19 protein-coding genes are annotated in these 21,349 nt (G+C 42.8%); 14 read left to right on the plus strand and 5 right to left on the minus strand.

What is annotated here, in order from left to right; all coding sequences use genetic code 11:
- Positions 1–14: 14 nt before the first annotated feature.
- The 3 genes from DS742_RS16030 to DS742_RS16040 are packed head-to-tail and all read left to right on the plus strand — an operon-like array spanning position 15 to position 3,118.
- Positions 15–512 carry a tripartite tricarboxylate transporter TctB family protein gene (locus tag DS742_RS16030; protein WP_117417989.1) on the plus strand — a complete coding sequence of 166 codons (498 nt, stop codon included), beginning with the start codon at positions 15–17 and terminating at the stop codon, positions 510–512.
- 11 nt (positions 513–523) lie between these two features.
- Positions 524–2,044, plus strand: coding sequence for a tripartite tricarboxylate transporter permease (locus DS742_RS16035; protein WP_117417990.1), 1,521 nt, complete (start codon positions 524–526; stop codon positions 2,042–2,044).
- Positions 2,045–2,062: 18 nt separating this feature from the next.
- Positions 2,063–3,118, plus strand: a complete 1,056-nt coding sequence (locus DS742_RS16040) for a tripartite tricarboxylate transporter substrate binding protein (RefSeq protein ID WP_242996518.1) — start codon at positions 2,063–2,065, stop codon at positions 3,116–3,118.
- A gap of 68 nt (positions 3,119–3,186) precedes the next feature.
- Here DS742_RS16040 and DS742_RS16045 read toward each other — a convergent pair whose 3' ends face one another.
- Together DS742_RS16045 and DS742_RS16055 are read right to left on the minus strand one after the other, a co-directional pair.
- Positions 3,187–4,080 carry a LysR family transcriptional regulator gene (locus tag DS742_RS16045; protein WP_117417991.1) on the minus strand — a complete coding sequence of 298 codons (894 nt, stop codon included), beginning with the start codon at positions 4,078–4,080 and terminating at the stop codon, positions 3,187–3,189.
- Positions 4,081–4,853: 773 nt separating this feature from the next.
- Positions 4,854–5,492 carry a hypothetical protein gene (locus DS742_RS16055; protein WP_117417993.1) on the minus strand — a complete coding sequence of 213 codons (639 nt, stop codon included), beginning with the start codon at positions 5,490–5,492 and terminating at the stop codon, positions 4,854–4,856.
- A 508-nt stretch (positions 5,493–6,000) separates the two neighbouring features.
- Between DS742_RS16055 and DS742_RS16060 the strand changes: the two genes are divergently transcribed.
- The 5 genes from DS742_RS16060 (at position 6,001) to DS742_RS16080 (ending at position 12,035) form a co-directional block, all read left to right on the plus strand.
- A complete protein-coding gene (locus tag DS742_RS16060) occupies positions 6,001–6,996 on the plus strand; it encodes a LacI family DNA-binding transcriptional regulator (RefSeq protein WP_117417994.1) in 996 nt (331 codons plus the stop codon).
- A gap of 100 nt (positions 6,997–7,096) precedes the next feature.
- A complete protein-coding gene (locus tag DS742_RS16065; RefSeq protein ID WP_117417995.1) occupies positions 7,097–8,560 on the plus strand; it encodes a glycoside hydrolase family 32 protein in 1,464 nt (487 codons plus the stop codon).
- Positions 8,561–8,579: 19 nt separating this feature from the next.
- On the plus strand, positions 8,580–10,403 hold the full coding sequence (locus DS742_RS16070) for a beta-glucoside-specific PTS transporter subunit IIABC (protein WP_117417996.1): 1,824 nt from the start codon (positions 8,580–8,582) through the stop codon (positions 10,401–10,403).
- A 12-nt stretch (positions 10,404–10,415) separates the two neighbouring features.
- Positions 10,416–11,255: a Nif3-like dinuclear metal center hexameric protein gene (locus DS742_RS16075; protein ID WP_117417997.1), complete on the plus strand. Its 840-nt coding sequence runs from the start codon at positions 10,416–10,418 to the stop codon at positions 11,253–11,255.
- Between the two features lie 93 nt (positions 11,256–11,348).
- Positions 11,349–12,035 carry a response regulator transcription factor gene (locus DS742_RS16080; protein ID WP_117418020.1) on the plus strand — a complete coding sequence of 229 codons (687 nt, stop codon included), beginning with the start codon at positions 11,349–11,351 and terminating at the stop codon, positions 12,033–12,035.
- A 26-nt stretch (positions 12,036–12,061) separates the two neighbouring features.
- Here DS742_RS16080 and DS742_RS16085 read toward each other — a convergent pair whose 3' ends face one another.
- Positions 12,062–12,646, minus strand: a complete 585-nt coding sequence (locus tag DS742_RS16085) for a TetR/AcrR family transcriptional regulator (RefSeq protein WP_117417998.1) — start codon at positions 12,644–12,646, stop codon at positions 12,062–12,064.
- Positions 12,647–12,816: 170 nt separating this feature from the next.
- On the opposite strand from DS742_RS16085, the gene DS742_RS16090 reads away from it, so the two are divergent.
- Positions 12,817–14,259, plus strand: coding sequence for a DHA2 family efflux MFS transporter permease subunit (locus tag DS742_RS16090; RefSeq protein ID WP_117417999.1), 1,443 nt, complete (start codon positions 12,817–12,819; stop codon positions 14,257–14,259).
- 94 nt (positions 14,260–14,353) lie between these two features.
- Positions 14,354–14,878 carry a GNAT family N-acetyltransferase gene (locus DS742_RS16095; protein ID WP_117418000.1) on the plus strand — a complete coding sequence of 175 codons (525 nt, stop codon included), beginning with the start codon at positions 14,354–14,356 and terminating at the stop codon, positions 14,876–14,878.
- Positions 14,879–14,888: 10 nt separating this feature from the next.
- Here DS742_RS16095 and DS742_RS16100 read toward each other — a convergent pair whose 3' ends face one another.
- Complete coding sequence (locus tag DS742_RS16100) at positions 14,889–15,770, minus strand: LysR family transcriptional regulator (protein ID WP_117418001.1); 882 nt, start codon at positions 15,768–15,770, stop codon at positions 14,889–14,891.
- A gap of 153 nt (positions 15,771–15,923) precedes the next feature.
- On the opposite strand from DS742_RS16100, the gene DS742_RS16105 reads away from it, so the two are divergent.
- The 4 genes from DS742_RS16105 to DS742_RS16120 all read left to right on the plus strand — a co-directional run bounded on the left by DS742_RS16105 (position 15,924) and on the right by DS742_RS16120 (position 19,954).
- Complete coding sequence (locus tag DS742_RS16105; protein ID WP_170313486.1) at positions 15,924–17,120, plus strand: APC family permease; 1,197 nt, start codon at positions 15,924–15,926, stop codon at positions 17,118–17,120.
- A 381-nt stretch (positions 17,121–17,501) separates the two neighbouring features.
- Positions 17,502–18,182, plus strand: a complete 681-nt coding sequence (locus DS742_RS16110) for a cytidylate kinase-like family protein (protein WP_117418003.1) — start codon at positions 17,502–17,504, stop codon at positions 18,180–18,182.
- Positions 18,160–19,026 carry an aminotransferase class IV gene (locus DS742_RS16115; protein WP_117418004.1) on the plus strand — a complete coding sequence of 289 codons (867 nt, stop codon included), beginning with the start codon at positions 18,160–18,162 and terminating at the stop codon, positions 19,024–19,026. Before DS742_RS16110 ends, DS742_RS16115 begins: the two co-directional genes overlap by 23 nt.
- 172 nt (positions 19,027–19,198) lie before the next feature.
- Positions 19,199–19,954 (plus strand): LamB/YcsF family protein, encoded by a 756-nt coding sequence (locus tag DS742_RS16120; protein ID WP_117418005.1) that lies wholly within the window; start codon positions 19,199–19,201, stop codon positions 19,952–19,954.
- 76 nt (positions 19,955–20,030) lie between these two features.
- Here the strand turns inward: DS742_RS16120 and DS742_RS16125 are convergent, their stop codons facing one another.
- Entirely contained in the window at positions 20,031–21,233 is a 1,203-nt protein-coding gene (locus tag DS742_RS16125) for an FprA family A-type flavoprotein (protein ID WP_117418006.1), read from the minus strand.
- Positions 21,234–21,349: the final 116 nt, after the last annotated feature.

The raw sequence follows: 21,349 nt of genomic DNA on the forward strand, positions 1-21,349 counted from the left end.
GAGGAGGACAGTCAATGTTTATTAAAAAATATGGGGATATGATTGTGGGCGGATTTTTTATGATTTTATCTGCCGGAATGATGATTATGGCGAAGATGCTGCCGAAATCAACAATTATGGAGATCGGTCCGGATTTCATGCCGATGTGCATCGGTATTGTAACCTTTGTTCTGGCGGCGGCCCTGGCATTCTTCAATCTTAAAAACCTGAAAATGAGAACAGCAGAAGCAGAAAAAATGGAAAAGGAAGATCTGGATTACAAACGAATGCTCATCAGCTTTATCCTTATTCTGGTTTATGTTTATCTGCTTCAGCCTGTTGGTTTTATTGTTACCACGATTCTTTACTTACCATTTCAGATGTATGTTCTGGCACCGGATGAGAAAAAGACGAAAAAGGACATCGTACAGCTGGCAGTAACTTCCGTTGTATTTACCTTTATTGTATTTTTCCTGTTCCGGTATGGATTCAAGATCATATTGCCTGCTGGTATTTTCACTATTAATTTATAGGAGGGGAAGCAATGAACGCATTAATTTCATTAGGTAACGCTTATGCTAGAATTTTTACTCCGTCTTCTCTTCTGCTTATGGCAGCAGGAGTAATTGTTGGAATTATATTTGGTTCTATACCTGGTTTATCAGCTTCCATGGCTGTGGCATTGTTTTTGCCTCTTACATTCAGCATGTCCCCGTCCATGGGTATGAATATGCTGGTGGCGGTTTATATCGGAGGAATCTCAGGAGGTCTGATCTCTGCCATTCTACTTAACATGCCAGGTACGGCTTCCTCCATTGCAACCTGCTTTGACGGGCATCCAATGGCAAAGAACGGAGAAGCAGGAAAGGCACTGGGATATGGAATCGTATTTTCCTTCCTCGGATCTGTTTTTTCATTTATTGTTTTGACGTTCTGCGCTCCGCTGCTTGCGGATATTGCATTAAAGTTTACTCCGGCTGAGAACTTCGGCATTTCCTTCTTTGCCCTTACCATGGTTGCGGTACTGGCTTCCGGATCGATGCTAAAGGGGGTTCTTGCGGGAATGCTGGGACTGATTTTCTCACTGGTGGGAATGGCACCCATTGATGGAACAGCACGTTTTACCTTTGGTTCCAGTTCTTTGATGGCAGGCTATGATACTCTTCCAACTCTGATCGGTATCTTCGCTATATCCGAAATCCTTATAACAGCAGAATCCATGGGGCATGGAAAGATGGAAACCATTAAGATGAAGCCGATCAAAGGCTTCGGCTTTACCTGGAAGGAATTTGTTTATCAGATTCCAAATGCCATTCGTTCCGCTCTTATTGGTACCGGAATCGGTATTCTTCCCGGTATCGGAGGAAGTACCTCTGGAATGCTTGCCTATGTAACTGCTAAAAACATGTCAAAGCATCCGGAAGAATTCGGAAAGGGCTGCCCGGACGGAATCGTAGCCACGGAAACAGCCAACAACGCCACAATAGGCGGAGCCATGATCCCGCTTCTGGTTTTGGGAATTCCCGGAGACGGTGTAACAGCCATGATGCTTGGTGGATTTTTAATCCACGGCTTATCGGCAGGACCTCTTTTATTTGTTAAAAATGCAGATGTGGTATACGGAATTTTTGCAGCCTGTATGATCTGTATCACCCTGATGCTGTTAATTGAGTTCTTTGGAATTAAAGTATTTGTGCAGCTTTTGAAAATTCCAAAGCACATCCTGATGCCTCTGATCCTGGTTTTATGCTGTGTAGGTGCTTATGCCACCAACAACCGGATCTTCGACGTACAGTCCATACTGTTATTCGGACTGGTGGGATACTTATATCATAAGTTCAGACTGCCAACTACACCGTTTGTATTATGCTTCCTTATAGGAAAAATGCTGGAGACATATCTCCGAAGAGGAATCATGCAGTACAAATCATTTGGAGCTTTCTTCCAGAGACCGATATTCGACGCTTTCTTTTTTGTCGCAATCGGAGTAGTGGTTTGGTCGGTTTATAAAGAATACAAGATGTACTTAATCAAAAAAGCGGGTAAGGCAACTGAACAATCATAAAAAAGGAGAGCAAAAACTATGAAAAAAAGATTTTTGGCAACAGTAATGGCGGCGGGACTGGTTCTTGGTATGACAGCATGCGGGGGCAGCCAGACGCAGTCAACAACAGCAGCAGAGACAACAAAGGCGGCAGCCAGTTCTGAGGCAGCCACCACAAAGGGATCAGAAGCGGCCAGCTCTGAAGCAGCATCCACCTGGAAGCCAACCACCACCGTGTCCATCGTGGTTCCGGCAGGAGCCGGCGGTAACACAGACCTGTCTGCCCGTGTATTCGCAGAGTATGCAAAGAGAATGACAGGCGCTGATTTCATTGTGGTAAATGCCAATGGAGCCGCAGGTTCCGTAGCTGCAAATCAGGTTCGTTCTGCAGCAGCAGACGGACATACCTTCCTTTATGGTCACAACCTGGTAAACGTGGCAAACATTGCGGGTGTTACGGATTATAATTATACTGCTTTTAAATTAGGACCGACGTTTGCACTTGATCCGGCACAGCAGTTCTACGCAAATCCGGAGAAGTATAAGACACTTGATGAGTTCATTCAGGCTGCAAAAGCAAATCCAGGCAAGTTAAAAGCATGTACCGAAGTAGGTGCTTATACTTACTATGAGCTGCTTGCATTTGAAAAGGTAGCAGGAATTGATCTGGATCTGGTTGACGTAGGTTCCAACTCCGATAAAGTTGCAGCCATGCTTTCCGGTCAGGTGGATTTAATGCCAGGTGCTTATATTAACTGTAAGGATTATCTGGAAGCAGGACAGTTTGTATGCCTGGGAGCTCCGACGAAAGAGCGCTATGAATTAATCAAGGATATTCCTACTTTAACAGAGCAGGGCGTAGATTTAGTATATCCAAACTGCGAATTTTCCTTCTATTTCCCCAAGGATACATCTGATGATGTCATTGCCTGGTATGATCAGCTGGTTAAGAAAATGACCGAAGATCCGGAAGTAAAAGAGGCAATTGCCAAAGTTGAAATGATGCCTTACTATTTAAGCTCTGCAGATTCTGAGGCAAATGACGAAAAGATTTACAATGAGATTAAACAGATTGCAGATGATCTTGCAAAATAATTAAATTATTACGAAGCAGGACAGCCCTGGGAGTCGGTATTCATATCGACATGATCCCAGGGCTGTTTTTAATGAAAATAGTTCTTTATGGCATTGCAGAAGCACCGGCTTGCCTGACTCTGAATCCAGTTTTTTCTTGTTACCAGGGTGTTTAATCGGGTAAGCTTTGGCTCCACGCTATAGTACGCCACATGCTCCCGGTCAGCTGCGCAGGACTCACTGATAAATGTGACGCCGATTCCCATGGCGACCATACTTCTGGTTGTGGATATGCTGTTGGTTTCACAGACTGTACTGGGGATCCAGCCGGCATTTTCCAGTACCATGTCGGTGAGGTGGCGCAGGGTGGACCCTTTTTTCGATAACAGTATATTTTCTTCTCCGAAATTTTCTGCAAATTCCCGGATCCCTATGGGTCTGTCGGGATTTTTTTTACGGTAGGGGTGATTGATGGGGATGGAGAATAAAACCTCTTCCTCCCGCAGAATGGTTACCTGATCCGGAGAAAAAGGATCGGTTTCATTCATGGCCATGATTCCGCAGTCGATGCTTTCCTCCAGGATCATTCTGGTAAGTCCGGGAAGATTGGTTTCTGAAATTTCGATGATAATATCCGGGTATTGAACTTTGAACGCAGGGATGATATCGGTGAGCATGGCAAGGCCGAACTGTGAGGTCACTCCTACGGTTATGTGGCCCCGGTTTTCGATATTCTGAATGTTCTGATAAAGGACATTTTTAATGGACATGACTTTTTCGGCAGCTTCTATATAAAGAGTACCTGCCGGTGTGAGCGTTAACCGGCCTTTGCTCCGGTAAAACAATGGGGTGCCCAGCTCACTTTCCAGCTTTGAGAGGTACTGGCTTAAGGTGGATTGGGAGACAAAAAGTTCTTCGGCAGCTTTTGTCATGTTTTCTTTTTTGGCGATTGTCAGGATGTAGGTCAGATAACGGGTGTCCATAAAAGTGCCTCCTTGTTTATGCGGTGTGTATTGGGGTTAGGGAGTGTGGTTATTACTTATTATCATATCATAACTGGGATGAATTTGCATTAAATGGGTTATCCTGCGAAGTAAGAATCTTTGGAACTTTTCATATGCATAAAGGTGGCGTCAATATCTGTCTTTGAATAACTGTTGCACTCTCCAAAACGGGAATGGTGCAGATCATAGAGCAGCTGCCTGTTGAGAAACCGCTGAAACATTTCCTGATAACGCTGATGAATCGTCTTTCGTTTCCCCCTGCCTTGCACCAAAGAAATACCGTGTTTCTGACAGTAAGAGGTTAAAAAGTCAACAAAATTCGAAATAGAAATATATAGTCATTAGAAAATCTTGGATTTCAAGTCATACTACAATAGATTTAGTTTAGTATTAGCGTAGAGAAAAGCCCACCGAAAAATCGACAGGCTTATTTGTGATGTTGTTTTAAGATATGAGATACGTTTTCAGGACAGCTCCTTTTATTTATTCCCATTAAATAAAATTTTGATTAGAAAAATACCTCCTAATAATGATAGCAAAATGCCTGCTATTCTATAGTTGTTTGATATGATATTTAAATAATTATAATTAAATTCAAGGGGTACATCTAGATTTTGCATTGTTAATAACTTTAAATCTAACTTATACTCTGCTATTTTATAGCAGTTTAATATCAAAGTGAAACCAATTGCTTCAAACATAAATGTTATAACATAGTAGAAAGGAACTTTATTCATATTTACCTACTTCCATTATCTTGTTATTACTCCCAAGCCTGTTGCAACAGTAAAACCTCCTCTTCCATAATAATCACCAGAAGGTTTGCCATATACTGAATAATCATATGATTGATAAATTATATATACATCGACATACATTCCATTAGATGTATTGTTACTTTGAGATATAGTTTTTGAGACTGTAGAAGTACATGATGACCCATATCCTAACTGTGCTGATATTTCCTTTATAGGTGCAACCCCGACCGTGAAGGAAGCTGATTTTGAAACTTGTTTTGTATAAGTATGTGATATACTTCCCCCAGGTGAAATATAGTCAGAAGCAATGGGAAGTGAACTCAAACTTTCTCGTGGCCCACCTGTACGTTTTATAGTGGCTCCTGTATTATACCAAGCCATTAAGTGGTTGTCATTACCTGATATTTTCTTAATTTCTATTGGCTTAACAATATCATAAATTTCAACACTTTTAATTTCATCAGGATTAAGACCTAATGCTTTTACAATTGCTTCTTTATCACGGGATTCTACACTAACCAAATTCCCCTGTGTTGTGAGTTGTGCATTTACATTGAAACTAAACATAAGTGTGAAAGTCATAAGCATGGCAGTCAAAGTCTTATACTTTTTTTTGGGAATAAATAATCTCATTATAATCTCCTCTTTTTTAAATGTAAAGTTACTTTATTGTATTTTTCTTAATAAAAACAATGGAATCCCCCCTATCTAATAACTATAAGGCTTTGGACATAGATTAGAATCCAAACCCGCCTTTTAATATATAAAGTAAAAAATTATATAAACGGCTCTGGTCATATACTTATGCCAGATGGATTGATAAGGATTGGATATTAATAATCATAACAGAATAACTTATACATATAGAAATTATTTATTCTTGTGTTGAAAAGGAATTGGTATTAAAAGAATATATAAAATTACAAGTGCGAATCTCAAGTAAACATGAAATTGCAGGAAGATTCGCACTTTATTAATGGGTGAAAAGAGGTGATTTGGGATTGCTTTTGAATGGTTTATTAAAATAAATTGCGTAATTGAAAGATAAAGTATATAATAGAGACAAAAAATGGAAAGTAATCAGATATTATTAATATAAAGTTTAGAAAAAGAACAAAGCAGGCAGAAAGTTGGAACGTTTATGGCAAGTATTAAAGAAATAGCAGAAATGTCCGGCGTTGCAAAAAGCACAGTTTCCAGGTATTTAAATCAGGGATCTGTCAGTGAAAAAACAGCCGAACGAATAGAAAAAGTCATCAAAAAAACAGGATATTCTCCCAACCAGTTCGCCCAGAGTTTAAAGGCGAAAAAAACGAAAATTATAGGAGTGATTATCCCCAGGCTTAATTCCAATGCCATGTCGGAAACGCTGCTGGGCATTGATGATGTATTGCAGATGAATGGATTCCAGATGATCATATCCAATACCAATCAGAATATCGACAGAGAGATTGAAAGTATTTATTCTCTTGCAAAACAGAAGGTTTCCGGTATCATTCTGGCGGCTACGGTAATCACGGATAAACATAAAAGAGCTTTTGATGAGATTTCAATTCCCATGGTTGTCATCGGCCAGCAGGTGCCCGGTGTCCCCAGCGTGATTCATGACGATTATCAGGCAGGATATTGTCTGGGAAACTATATTTTCCAGAGAGGCCACCGGTTTGTCACTTATCTTGGAATTCCTGAGACAGATATATCGGTTGGTATAAAAAGGAAACAGGGTGTGATAAGGGCTTCCGGGGAATATGAAAACATAGTTCTTAATATAGAAGAAACTTCGTTCTCATCCCAGGATGCTGTGATTATGGCAAAGAAAATTCTTGCAGGAAAAAATCAGCCTACTGCCATCATTGCCGCTACCGATAATATTGCGGTGGGAGTGTTAAAAGCCTGCTGCCTTCTGGATATAAAGGTCCCGGAACAGCTCTCAATCGTGGGAGTAGGGGGAGATAAGATCACGGATCTGGTATATCCTGGAATTACAACGATTAAGTTTTTCTTCAGGGAAGCCGGGGGTACTGCAGCAAAAAGTCTGCTGAAGCTATTGGAACATGAACAAACGCAAGAAGTAATCGTTTCTCCATATGAATTAATTGAGCGATTTAGTGTTGACAAACCACAACAGAAGAAGTAAAATCCAACTATAAGGAACCGGTTCCAAAAACTGAAACTGTTCCTTATAATTTCACCCAGTATTGGAACCGGTTCCAATATTGCGGAAGTTGAGGTGATTTATGAATACAGCTCATACAAAGCCAGATGGCATATCAGAAGAGGAGTATTTGGAACTGGCAAAAAAAGTTCAAAACAGTCCATGGCGGCAAAGCTATCATATACAGCCGGTTACCGGACTTTTAAATGATCCCAATGGTCTGGCCTGGTACAATGGTTTCTACCATTTGTTTTATCAATGGTTCCCCTTCGGACCTGTTCATGGAACTAAGTACTGGTATCATCTCCGTTCAAAGGACCTCATTTTCTGGGAGGACTTGGGGATTGGATTGGCACCGGACCAGAACTTTGACAGCCATGGTGTCTACTCAGGAAGCAGTATGAAAAAGGATGGGCTTTTGTATCTGTTTTACACCGGTAATCATAGAGATGATAATTGGGTAAGGCACAGCAGCCAGTGCCTGGCGGTTATGGATGAGGAAGGCAGAATCCAAAAGGAGACTACCCCCCTGATACCAAAGCCTCCGGATGGGATTACAGAGCATTTCAGAGATCCAAAAGTGTGGAAGGGGGAAAATGGATACCTGATGATTACAGGTGCCCAAAAGATCTCACAGACCGGAACGGCATTGATGTATCAAAGTGCTGATTTAAAGCGGTGGGAGTATCGTGGCGAGCTGTCTGTCCCATGGAAGACGAAAGCTTTTATGTGGGAATGCCCCGATTATTTTGAAGCAGACGGTTATGGCATTTTAATGATGTGTCCCCAGGGACTGGAAACGGAAGAGTCTGGAAATTCCAATATTTACGAAGCTGGATATCTCATAGGGAATCCCATGAATGAGGACACATTGACCTTTGACGGGAACCAGTATGAAAAACTTGATTATGGTTTTGATTTTTATGCACCACAGACGTTTTTGGATCATTTGGGAAGAAGAATATTGTTTGGCTGGATGGGGCTGCCTGAGATTTCATATCCTACGGACCGGTATGGCTGGGCCCACTGCCTGACAATTCCCAGAGAACTCACCATTGCAGACGGGCGGATAAGGCTAAATCCGGTGAAGGAAATGGAACTGCTTAGAAGTGAACTGGTGTGTGAGACCATTTTCATAGATGAGGAAAGCTACAGAGACGTAAGGTTTTATGGCAGACATTATGAACTGATGGTTCAGCTTATAAAACAGAATGCAGGAATTTTTGAGATCAGTGTAAGACAGAATAAACAGGAGCAGACAGTGATCCGATATTCCAGTAAAGACCAGATGATTTGTGTGGACCGAAGCGCTTCCGGAGAGGCGTTTGCCAAAGACTACGGGAGTCTGCGCAAGGCGGGACTTAAGAGTGGGTTAAAAGAACTGAGGATATTTTCTGATGAATCCTCGTTGGAAATTTTTGTTAATCAGGGAGAGGTCTGTTTTTCATTAAGGATTTTCCCACAGGAGTCAGGTATTGAGACGGTATTTACAGCAAGAGAGGGTTCTGTAAAAGCAGCAATTCAAAAATGGAACCTGAAAGTCTGATTAAGAATGGAGTGTAATCATGAGCGATAAAAATTTGGCAGAAAAGATTGTGGAAAATATAGGCGGGAAGGAAAATGTGCAGAGTCTGACCCACTGCATGACCCGGCTGCGTTTTGTTTTAAAGAATGAAGAAAAGGCAGATAAAGAAGCTCTGGAGAAGTTAGACATTATGCAGGTGGTACGGGGCGGGGGCCAGTACCAGATTGTCATCGGTACCAATGTGAAAGATGTATATGAAGAGGTAATAAAACTGACGGGAGAAGAAGACGGCGCAGGCGGAGGAGGAAAGGAGCAAAAACTGTCAGCAAAGATCTTCAATGTAATTTCAGGTAGCTTTACGCCCATTATACCGGCCATATTAGGCTCCGGTATGTTAAAGGCATTACTTCAGATTCTTGTGGCAGCAGGGGCAATGCAGTCAACGTCAGGAACCTATGCAATTTTAACAGCTGCTTCAAATGCAGTATTTTACTTCCTTCCCATAATTCTTGGAATAACATTTGGCACCCGCATGAATGTGAACCCTTACATATCCGGTGTTATAGGAGCAGCTCTTTTGGAGCCCAACTATACCAGGCTTTTAACGGCAGCCGGGGGGAAGACGGATTTCATGCATATACCGGTGGTGTTAATGGACTATTCCTCCACTGTTTTCCCGGTAATACTGGCAATCTGCACTTATGTTCTCATTGACAGGCTGTTAAAAAAGATTATTCCCGGTGTATTTCAGGTGCTGTTTGTTCCCATGCTGTCTCTTATGCTTGTCGTGCCCATTACCTTAATTGTGTTTGGACCTTTTGGAATTTATACCGGCACGTTCATTTCCAATGCTCTAACAATTGCACTGGGAAAAAATGCGGTTCTTACAAACATTGTATTTGGTTTTATAGGGATTCCTACGGTTATGCTTGGACTTCACTGGGCGTTAATCCCTGTTATTATTAATAATTTATCCACAACAGGCCAGGATTTTCTCCTTCCAACCGTTCAGGCAACAGCTTATGCAGGTGCAGGTGCGGCACTGGGCGTATTCTTTAAATCCAAAGATTTGAAATTAAAGGAACTGTCTTTCTCTGCATTTGTACCAGCTTTTTTAACAGGAATTACAGAGCCTGTTATTTACGGAATATTCTTTAAATTCAGACGGGTGCTGATATATGCTATGTCCATGAGCGCTGTGGCAGGAGGTCTTTGCGGAATTTTTCACATATCCGCTTCTCAGCTGGCAGGAGGTATTATGGTGATTCCTTCCTATACTCCAGCTGTCAGCTTTGCAATTGCCATGACTGTGGCATTTGCGGGAACGTTTCTTCTGACTTATCTATTTGGCTATGAATCAGCGGGGAAATCAGCCAGAAAGCCTGCCGGAACGGTTTCGTCGCCGGAAATTCTGGCGGTTGAAAAGACAATGACTGCGCCTGCAAAAGGAACGGTCGTTAAGCTTAGTCAGGTAGCAGATGAAGTTTTTTCATCAGGCACATTGGGAAAGGGAATCGGAGTGATTCCAATCAGTGATGAGATATTTGCACCGGCAGACGGAGTGGTCGTTTCTGTTTTTCCTACAAAGCATGCAATCGGTATCAGGACGGAATTTGGAGCGGAAATGATCATTCATATCGGGATAAATACGGTAGAGCTAGATGGAAAATATTTCGAGATTTTTGTGCAGGCTGGAGACAAAATCACATCCGGCCAGGTGATTGGAAACGTGGAATTTGACAAAGTAAAAGAGGCGGGATATGATACGACTGTAATGCTTATAGTGACAAATACAGATCACTTTCATGAGGTGAAAATAATGGAGCCGGATACCTTTAAAGATCCGGTAATCCAGGTTGTATAGGAGGGACAGTTAATGAAAGTTAGAGAAATTGTTGACCGTATCATCAGGGAGACTGGGGTCACACTGGATCCGGTAAAAACCGTTGACCAGATTATTACAGGTGATCCGGATACGGAAGTTACGAGAGTTGTCACTTCGTTTATGGCTACCGTTGATGTGATTTCAGAGGCGGTCAGACTGGGAGCCAACTTCATTATTACCCATGAACCAACCTGGTTTAACGGGAGGGATCAGAAAGAATGGCTTTTAAATGATCCTGTTTATATAAAAAAGAAACAGCTGATTGAAGATAACCACCTTGTAATATGGCGGTTTCATGATTATATGCATGCGGTTTCTGATGACATGATTTATCTGGGCTTTGATCAGGATATGGGCTGGAGTGTTTATAGAGAAAGAAAAGAAATCAGAAAAGAGGAGAAGAATCCTCTGTTGAAAGCTCAGTTGTGTTATCAGGTTCCGGAGATAAAGCTTAAGGATCTGGTGATGAAAGTAAAGGATTCTCTGGAGGTAAAGTGTGTAAGAGTGATTGGAAACCAGGAGGGAACCTGCCGCCGCATCGGTGTACTGGCGGGAGGCGGCAGTCTGGGCCTTGGCGACGAGAAAAACACCATGGAGTTCATGCGCAGAGAAAATTTAGACACAGTCATATGCGGAGATATCACCGAATGGACGTTAAGCGCTTATATCAGAGATGCTTCTATGCTTGGGCTCGGCCATTCCATGATTATCATCGGCCATGAGAGAAGTGAGGAGTCCGGCATGAAACATCTGGTGGGCTGGCTGCAAAAACTTCTCCCGTCTGAAACTGTTATTTTTGTTGATGCAAAAGAGCCTTTTGAATATTTGTAATTTCCTTCATGTTCTTTTATTCTTCTTGTGATATAATATTGATACGGTATGAAGATCCGGGAAGCACAGAAGAATGAAAGGGATGACGCAGGCATGAGAATTTTATTAGTGGAAGATGAACCGGATTTAAATGGGCTGATTGTAAGGAAACTTAAGCTGGAACAATACACGGTAGATTCCTGTCTCAATGGGCTTGACGGGCTGGAGTATCTTGAGATGACTTATTATGATGCTGTCATTCTGGATACTATGATTCCAGGGGTGAGCGGTTTCGAACTGCTAAAAAAGATACGAAGCCAGGGAAAGAAGACTCCCGTGCTTATGATGACTTCTGGCGGCACCGCTCAGGTTAAGGGCACCGATCCGGAAATATGGGCCGACGAATATCTGATGAAGCCATTTGCCTTACATGAACTTCTGACGAAAGTACGGGCAATGTTAAGGCGGTACTACGGCAATATCAGCAATATATTTGAGGTTGGTGATTTAATTGTTAACTGTGACGCACGGAGAGTAATAAGAAATCAGAAAATCATTCCGCTTTCCGCAAAAGAATTCTCAATATTGGAATATATGATACGCAATACAGGAGTTGTACTTTCCCGTGAAAAGATCAGCCGGCATATATGGAATTACGATTATGATGGAGAATCCAATATGATTGATGTATACATTCGGTATTTAAGGAAGAAAATCGATGAAGGCCAGCCGGTAAAGCTGATACATACGGTCAGAGGCGTGGGATACGTTTTGAGGGTTCGGAGCATTTTGAGAGAATAAAAAAATGGGCAGACATCAGGTGCTTTTTAATCTGATGTCTGCCCGGTTTTTTTGATTAATATGAAATTTTTTAATATACCATCGTTCATGAAATTGTCAAGGAGCCTGACCATCCTTTCTATATCAGGGTGTTCTTCCCTTGTAAAACAATACGTTATCATACCAATAATAGCCGACATCCCATACTCTAAACCGTATTCCAGTATGTACTCATCCGATTCATATGATTGAAGCAGGGGGCGCACCAGATCTTTGTATGTATTTTTCATTTTTTCCTGAAAAGCCGGATCACCGTTTTTTCCTAATAGGACAATAAAATATTCTTTGTTTTTACTATACACCTCCACGAGATGTTTGAGGGGGAACTGCATGTACTTATTAGGTACAATTTTTTTGTGTTTTTCAATATCCGGTAAAACCGAAGATTCAATTTGCTCCAGCACATCGTAGACATCAGTAAAATATTCATAGAATGTACTTCTGTTATAACCTGCCTTTGTTGTGATATCTTTTACTGTGATTTTTTCAATTCGTTTTTCACAGTAGATTTGCCAGAACGCATCTGCCAGGTTTTTTCTTGTCTGCATCGTTATTTCAGGCTGTTTTTTCAAAAAATACCCCCTTATTTTAAAATCCAACATTCGAATCATAATTGTTGGTTGATGAAGAATATTAATCTCATTACAATATGATAATACAACAGATTGTTGGATAAAGTAAAGCTCTCTTTCAGAATCTGATACAAAATCTTTACGAGAGCTTATTATAAGGAGGCTTTCATATGGCAGAAAGTATAGCAAGTAATTCCAGGCAGCAAAAAGAAAAGATTGATCCGATGCTGATTAAAGTATCAATAATCCTGGTGTTTGGTTCTCTTGCACCGCTGTTGGATTCCACAATGGTCAACGTGGCCATAAAAACAATAGCGGGTGAATTAAAAAGCACAGTTTCAGTTATTCAGTGGGTCATCACGGGATATGTGCTTGCAATGGCAATAGCCGTTCCTGTTTCCGGCTGGGCGATTAATCGTCTTGGAGGTAAGCGGCTGTATGAATTTTCGCTGGTTTTATTTTTTGTGGGTTCCGTTCTTTCATCACTGTCATGGAATATAGGTACTCTGATCGTGTTTCGGCTCCTCCAGGGAATCGGCGCAGGTTTACTAATGCCGACTATGACAAATATGCTGGTTCAAATTTCCGGGGGACGAAATATTGGGCATATGGCGTCAATTGTCAGCCTGCCCATGCTGCTGGCACCCATCCTGGGACCGGTTCTTGGCGGGATTATCGTCAACAGCCTGGGCTGGCGCTGGATCTTCTATGTCAATATTCCGGTGACCGTCATCGCTTTATTACTGGCTTTCTGGGGAATACCAGAAGACAGTCCTTTAAAGGAGAAACAGACTCTTGATATTGCCGGTATTCTGCTGCTGTCCCCGGCATTTGCCTTACTTATCTATGGAATTGCGCAGATAGCATCTCATGGCGGATTAAACAGCAGTTCGGTATTTGTTCCGATAGTAACAGGGCTGCTTATGATGGCTGCATTTATTTTTTACGCCTTACATACGAAGATTTCTCCGGTGCTTGATCTGCATCTGTACCAGTCACGCAATTTTTCCGCTACATCTGTTTTGCTTTTTATGTCGGGCATTATCACAAACGGGGGTATGCTTCTGTTACCGTTATTTTATCAGCAGGTACGTGGTGAAAGCGTTCTTTACGCCGGACTTATGCTGATTCCTCAGGGAGTTGGTATGTTACTCACAAGAACCCAGATGGGAAAACTGACCGACCGTATAGGCGCGCGCCCAATCGTTATGGTAAGCCTCATAATCACGGCGGCCGGTACTCTGCCATTTGCTTTTGCTGATTCCGGAACAAATGGGATTCTGTTAGCTGCGGCGCTTCTGATACGGGGGGCTGGTCTCGGCGGAGTTTTCATTCCACTTATGGTCTCTGCTTATGTGGGATTAAGCAGTGAGCAGATTCCTCATGCCAGTATTGCTACAAGGATACTGCAGACAATTGGCGGTGCGTTCGGGTCTGCAGTCCTTGCAACAATTGTAGAGCACCAGTTAGCCAGCCGGTCTGCATCGGGAACACAGAATGTTATAAGCGCATACAATGTTGCTTTTTGGTGGTCTGTGGGTTTCACAGTGGCTGCAGTGATTCCGACACTGTTCCTGGCGGTTCATAAACAATCAGAACAGGAGAGTAGTTAAGATGTCGACGATAATCTACTATTTTACAGGAACAGGGATGATGCTGTATAATATTTAATTGTAACATTAAAATAAATTCCGGGGGGGCGGTTATATGAAGGAAATAATAACAGAACGATTGGTTATACGTAAGTTTACAGAAAATGACGGTGAGGATTTATATGAGTATTTTTCCAACCCCAAAGTGTTGGAATTTGAACCATATAAGCCATATTCAAAAGAAAAGTCTTATTCAGAAGCAAAAAGGCGGGCCGGTGACGAGCGGTTTCTTGCCGTATGCTTAAAAAGCGGAAAACTCATCGGTAACTTCTATTTTGCAAAAGAAGAATTTGAAACATGGGAGGTGGGTTATGTTTTCAATGAAATGTATTGGGGGAACGGGTATGCCACAGAAGGTCTGCTTGCACTCATGAAATATGGCTTTCAAGAGCTTGGTGCAAGAAGAATGATCGCAATGTGTGATCCCCAAAATCCTCATTCCTGGAAACTTCTTGAGCGTGTAGGGATGAGAAGAGAGGGGACGTTGCTGCAAAATGTATATTTCTTTACTGATGAGGACGGCAATCCCATATGGAAGGATACCTATGAATATGGGATTTTAAAATCTGAGTTTCAATAATCACCGATTGTCAGACGGACCATTTCCGGCCATATTCCCGGCTAAGAGTTAACAGTGCTTTTATGGCTGGAGAGATCCATTTCTTTTTATGATAAACAATCTGTGTGAAAAAAACAGGATCTGTTTCAATCAGCTTTGTTCGAAGTAATCCGCTTTCACTTTCTGCCTTTACGGTGTAATAAGGAAGGTATGAAACTCCCAGGCCGGTGGATACATACTTTTTGATTGCCTCCACATTTGACGTTTCCAGTACATTGGAAGGGACATAGTGATGCTTTTGTAAGTATCGGTCAAATTCCTGCCGGTAGCTGCATTCTTTTTCTGTATAGAGCACCATTTCCCCGGATTCGGGCAAAAAGTCGGGCTGTGTATGTCCGGCGGGTGCAACAAGGCACATTTTTTCCTCCAGAAGCAGTTCCGTATGCAGATTCTCATCCATGCACTCTGGCTGAAGGACAAAGCTGATGTCCAGCTGTCCGGCAGATAAATCTTTTAACAGCAGCTCACACGGGCTGTTGATCATACGAACCTCCACCTGTGGATAAGCAGATTTATAAGCAATGATAAGGGGGCATAAACGATATAGTGTCAGGGATTCGGGAGCCCCGATCCGCAAACAGCCCTGGGGAATGGCATCGCTTTTTCCTAACTGCTCCAGAGTATCGTACTCCCGCAATACCGAATTGGAATATTCCAGCAGCTGTTCGCCGAAGGCAGTAAGTTTCAGTGTCTTCCCTGTGCGGTCAAAAACAGGACAATTATAATAGGATTCAATGGCACCTACCTGAAAGGTCAGTGTAGACTGGGCATATCCCAGGGCCTGGGCTGCCTTCGTATAGCTTCCCAGCTCTGCTATCTTAACCAATGTTCTTAAATTACGTATTTCTATCAAATCTCATTCGCTCCTTCCGGTTCTACCCCTGCACAAAATTATGTTACCATTATTCTATCATCAATAATTCTGAAGTCAATCTTTAATAACTTCAATTATACAAATTCAGGATTTTTTATTATGATTGATGTGATGGAAGGGAGATGTATCAGTATGAAGAAAAAATTAAATGTTTTTACGGTAAGCGGGTTGATGACCGGACCGATTCTGGGCTCCGGTATTATTTTTCTGCCATCTCTGGCTTATGATATGCTGGGAGAGCATGCCATTATTGCATGGGTGATGATTATGGCACTTAATATTTTATTTGCCTATGTCTTTGCAAAGATGACAATTATTGTATCGGATAATCGGGGAATCAGTTCGATTGTCGGAGATATATTTGGCAGCAGATTTGGAACACTTGCGGCCAATTATCTTACGGCAGCCGTCTTTTTCGGACCGGTCGCCGTGGCACTTACTGCCGCGGAGTTCATCCAATCCGCTATTTCCTCTGCTTATCACGTAAGCTCATGGGTTACAGCCGGCGGGGTTCTTCTCATCTGTGCGCTGATCGTTATATCAGGGGTTTCCTTTATGGGGAAGTTTATGCTGGTATTATCCAGTATCACAGCCTGTCTGCTGCTTGCAGGCAGTGGTGCGACTTTATTTCGTTTACCGGTTCTTACGATTCCACGCAGTCTTCCTGCACCGGGAGCCCTGGGGCACACGCTTCTTCTTATATTCTGGGCGATTGTGGGATGGGAGATACTGGGAAATTATGTGGAAGATGTGGAAAATCCGAAACACACCATGATGCGTGCCATGCAGATAAGTTTGTCAGCAATTATCCTGGTTTATCTGCTGACAGCTTTCGCATTTCAAAACAGTCCCAGCCATTCCATGCCGGATCTGCTGATTCCGGTAGCCGGCAGATTTTCAGGAGCTGTTTTTTCCGGGCTGGCTGCAGGTCTTTGTATCTGTACCGTGTCAACCTTTACAGGGGCAGTTGTACGGCAGACTACGGTACGTTTTGAAAATGCCGGATTACCGGAAATATTTCACCATAAATGGCTGACTGCCCTGATCCTACTGGCGGTGAATGGTATGGTGCTTTTTCTTCATGCCTCTGGGAAGCTGTCATTTCAAAGTATTGTGGGAATTGCAAATACCATGTTTATCGGAAATGCGGTTCTGGGTCTGGCAAGCGGTTTTAAACTGATTCATCATATCGTGATACGGATAGGAATTGGAGTTTTGCTGCTGTTGCTTTTGAGTATCTTTCTGTTTTCATCGGGATTTGCAATGGTATTATTTCTTCTGGTTACTTTTGGCAGTTTGATTTTTAACGGCAGAAAATATGGAGGCTGATACGCTAAAATTCCAAATACCGCTTGTGCTTTCTTACCTGGAGTGGTATAATGCTCCCAACATATGAAATGAGAGAACGATGGAGTCTCAACTGCCAGGAAGGCAGTTGCGGCTTCTTTTGCTTTTTGGACATAATGTCCTCTCGGAGTATCCCAGCCTCTTTTTGGAGAACGAGGAGGTTTTCCCCGGTAATTAGTGGGAGAGCCTCTTTTTGTTTAATAAAATATGGTTTTATATAACAAAAAAAGCATGAAAAAGGTATGATATATAAAAAAGTTGTTATATGAAGTGCTGATTGTAGCTATGTAAGGTTTCTTCAAAGACCAGCTTAAGGGATGGCCGGGTGAAAAAGGCATATCTGGAACAGTAGGAGGAAGAAATATGAATGAACAGAATCAATTTTTTGCAATTGCAATAACCCGAACCTGCGGAAGCGGAGGAGGAAGCCATATAGGAAAAAAGCTGGCTGCTGATTATGGAATTGATTACTATGACAGGAAGCTTTTACGGCTGGATGCTAAGGACAGCGCAATCAACGAAACCATATTTGCAGAGGCAGATGAAAATACGAAAAAAACATTGTTGTACGGGGCGTTTAAAAGGGTTTATAATGGAGAGAACATCCCCGCAGAAAGCGGAAACTTTTTATCAGACCAGAATTTATTTAATTATCAGGCAAAGGTGTTGAAAGAACTGCTTACTCAGGAATCCTATGTATGTGTGGGAAGAGCTGCTGATTTTGTATTAAGACAAGAGCCCAATGTGGTGTCTGTGTATTTAGACGCTTCCTATGAGTTCAGAATAAAACGTGAGATGGAGCGGCAGGGGATAACAGAGCCGGAAGCAGAACGCTACGTTGACCATCTGGACCGGTACCGCAATGCCTATTACCTGTACCATACCGGAAGACAGTGGAAAAATCCTCGAAATTATGACCTGTGTCTGGATACGGAAAGTCTGGGACTTGATAATTGTGCAAAACTGATTGAGGAGTATATCAGGATGAAATTTGGCATTTGCCCCGAAAAAAGGAGAGGTTATGAAAGAGCTTGCTTATTATGATGGAACAATTGCTTCACCGGAGGAACTGATGGTGCCGTTTAATGACAGAGTGCATTTTTTCGGTGACGGAGTTTATGATGCAGCGGTAGGAGGAAATCACCGGGTCTATCTGCTGGAAGATCACCTGGACCGTTTTTATTCCAGTGCCAATGCCCTGGATATCCGGATTCCCATGGAAAAGAAGGCGCTCGGAGAACTTTTAACAGATCTTCTTAAAAAAGTGGAGGGAGAAACTCATTTTGTCTATTGGCAGGTCACAAGAGGAGCTGCTCCCAGAAACCACGTTTATGCCAGTGAGATGACCGGTAAGCTTTGGGTCATAATCCGCCCAAACCGGCTGCGTGACCCGGAGGTTCCCATAAACCTCATTACAGCAGAGGACACCCGTTTCCTGCACTGCAATATTAAAACCTTAAACCTTCTGCCATCTGTCATGGCATCCCAGAAGGCGGATAAACTGGGCGCACAGGAAACCGTGCTTCATAGAGGTGAGATAGTAACAGAGTGTGCCCACAGCAATGTTTCCATCCTAAAAGACGGAATTTTTCTTTCCCATCCCAATGATCAGTATATTCTGCGGGGGATTTCTAAGACTCATATGATTGAAGCCTGCTACCGCCTCGGCATCCAGGTTTTAGAGCGCCCCTTTACCCTTACGGAGCTGATGGATGCAGACGAGGTGCTGGTGACCTCTTCCTCTAATTTCTGTCTGCATGCAAAAGAAATCGATGGCATAGCTGTAGGAGGAAATGATCCGCTTAGGTTAAAGCAGATCCAGAATGAAGTCATCGGAGAATATCTGACATATACAGGAAAGATGAGCTTGTTTGATGGGGATATGTAATAAAAAGCTTCTGGAGTAGAAAAAAACAATTGAGACTGCCATGGGAAAATGGTAAAATATCAACAGGAAAGAAGGAAATGAATGGGAACGTCCGAAGGCCATAAGTTTATTAAGCTGTAAATAATGCGCAGCAGAAATACTGAAAACGTTTTAGAGAAAGGAAGCGGTGATTATGGCGGTCATTGATTTGAACTGTGATTTGGGGGAAAGTTACGGAGCTTATAAGATCGGAATGGATGAAGAGGTGATTCCATATGTTACTTCTGCTAACATTGCCTGCGGATTCCACGCTGGAGATCCCATGGTGATGGAACGGACAGTGGAACTATGCAGGGAGCATGGGGTGAGAATCGGAGCTCACCCGGGATTTCCGGATCTGGCCGGATTCGGGAGAAGGAATATGGCGCTGTCTCCGGAAGAAGTAAAAGCATCTGTGAAATATCAGATTGGAGCATTAAAGGCATTCTGCACCGGAGCAGGAGTGCGGCTCTGGCATGTAAAGCCCCATGGTGCACTTTATAATATGGCAGCGGAGGATTATCAGCTGGCTAAGGCTGTCTGTCTTGCAGTAAAGGAGGTAGACGAAAGTCTGGTGCTTCTGGCGTTAAGCGGCAGTGAGATGATCCGTGCTGCAAAAGCGACCGGCGTATTCTGCGCAAGTGAGGTATTTGCAGACCAGGGATACCAGAGTGACGGAACTCTTGTGCCGAAAAACCAGAAGGGTGCATTGATAAAGGATGAAGATCAGGCTGTAAAACGGGTGATCCGTATGGTCAGAGAACGGAAAGTGGAAACGGTGGATGGACGGGATATTACCATTCAGGCTGATTCTGTATGTGTTCACGGAGATGGAGCCAAGACTCTGGCATTCGTGAAAAAAATCAGGGAAGGCCTTACAGCGGCAGGAATTGAAATAAAAGGATTTTAAGAGATGGAAGAATAAAGAATATCCCCCGGAGGACCGGACAGTTATCTGCCGGTTCTTCCGGGGGATCGTTATGCTTTTAAGACATGGAATCTGCGATGGTATTGGCCAGAGCCTCGATTTCCGACAGTTGGTCCTCTTTCAGGGAAGACTTTACTGTAATGGTCTGGTCCAGAATCGTCATGTTTTTCATTTCAGAGATGATTTCGGTCATCTTTTTGCCTGCCATAACACCCCAGGAGCCGTTCTCAATCAGTGCAACGGTACGGTTCTGCACATTGTGGGCCTTCATATCCATAAGCAGATGCTCCATGTTGCTGAAAATGCCTGCGTTGTAGGTTGCAGATGCAAATACCAGATGGCTGCAGCGGAATGCCTCTGAGATAATATAGGATGGATGGGTTACGGAAACATCATACATTACAATATTGCGGATTCCCCGCTCTGCAAGCCGGCAGGCAAGAATGTTGGCGGCATTCTCCGTGTTGCCGTATATGGAGCCGTAAGCGATCATAACTGCCTGCTCTTCCGGCTTGTAGCTGCTCCAGGTGGAGTACTTGTCCATGTACCAGCAGATATTGGAACGCCATACCGGTCCGTGAAGGGGGCAGAGAAGCTGAATGTCCAGGTCTGAGACTTTCTTTAACAATGCCTGAGTGTTAATACCGTATTTGCCGACGATGTTGGAATAGTATCTTCTGGAATCATCAAGCCATTCACGCTCAAAATTCAGTTCGTCAGCAAACAGATTCCCGTTCATGGCGCCAAAGGTGCCGAATGCGTCTGCAGAAAACAGAATCTTATCTGTGGTATCATAGGTGACCATAACTTCCGGCCAGTGCACCATGGGAGCCATATAGAAGGTGAAATTGTGTCTGCCGGTAGAGACAGTCTCTCCTTCCTTTACAATGACAGCTCTGTCATCGACTCCGAATTCGTAAAACTGATTAATGATGGGGACGGTTTTTGCATTGCATACGACCTTTACATCAGGATATCTTCTTACCATTTCTCCTAAGGTGGCGCAGTGATCCGGTTCCATGTGATTAACAAAAATATAATCCAGATTCCGTCCGCCTAAAACTGCTTCCACATTCTCTATAAACTGTCCGGTAATGGCTCTGTCAACCGTGTCAAACAACGCGGTTTTTTCATCCAGCAGAACGTAGGAATTATAGGCAATTCCTTTGGGAATGGGATATGCATTTTCAAACAGGGCAAGACGGCGGTCGCTTCCGCCAACCCAGAACAGATCTTCTTTTATTTTTTTGATACAGTACATGTTGCAGCCTTCCTTTCTATTGCTCGTTCTAGTATCTTGTATAAAGTATACTATATTTTTAATGAAATGTCATGGTCTTTTTCTATAAACATAGTAGGAATTCGTTGATTTTTTGA

This window comes from Lacrimispora amygdalina (assembly GCF_003432035.1).
GTDB lineage: Bacteria > Bacillota > Clostridia > Lachnospirales > Lachnospiraceae > Lacrimispora > Lacrimispora amygdalina.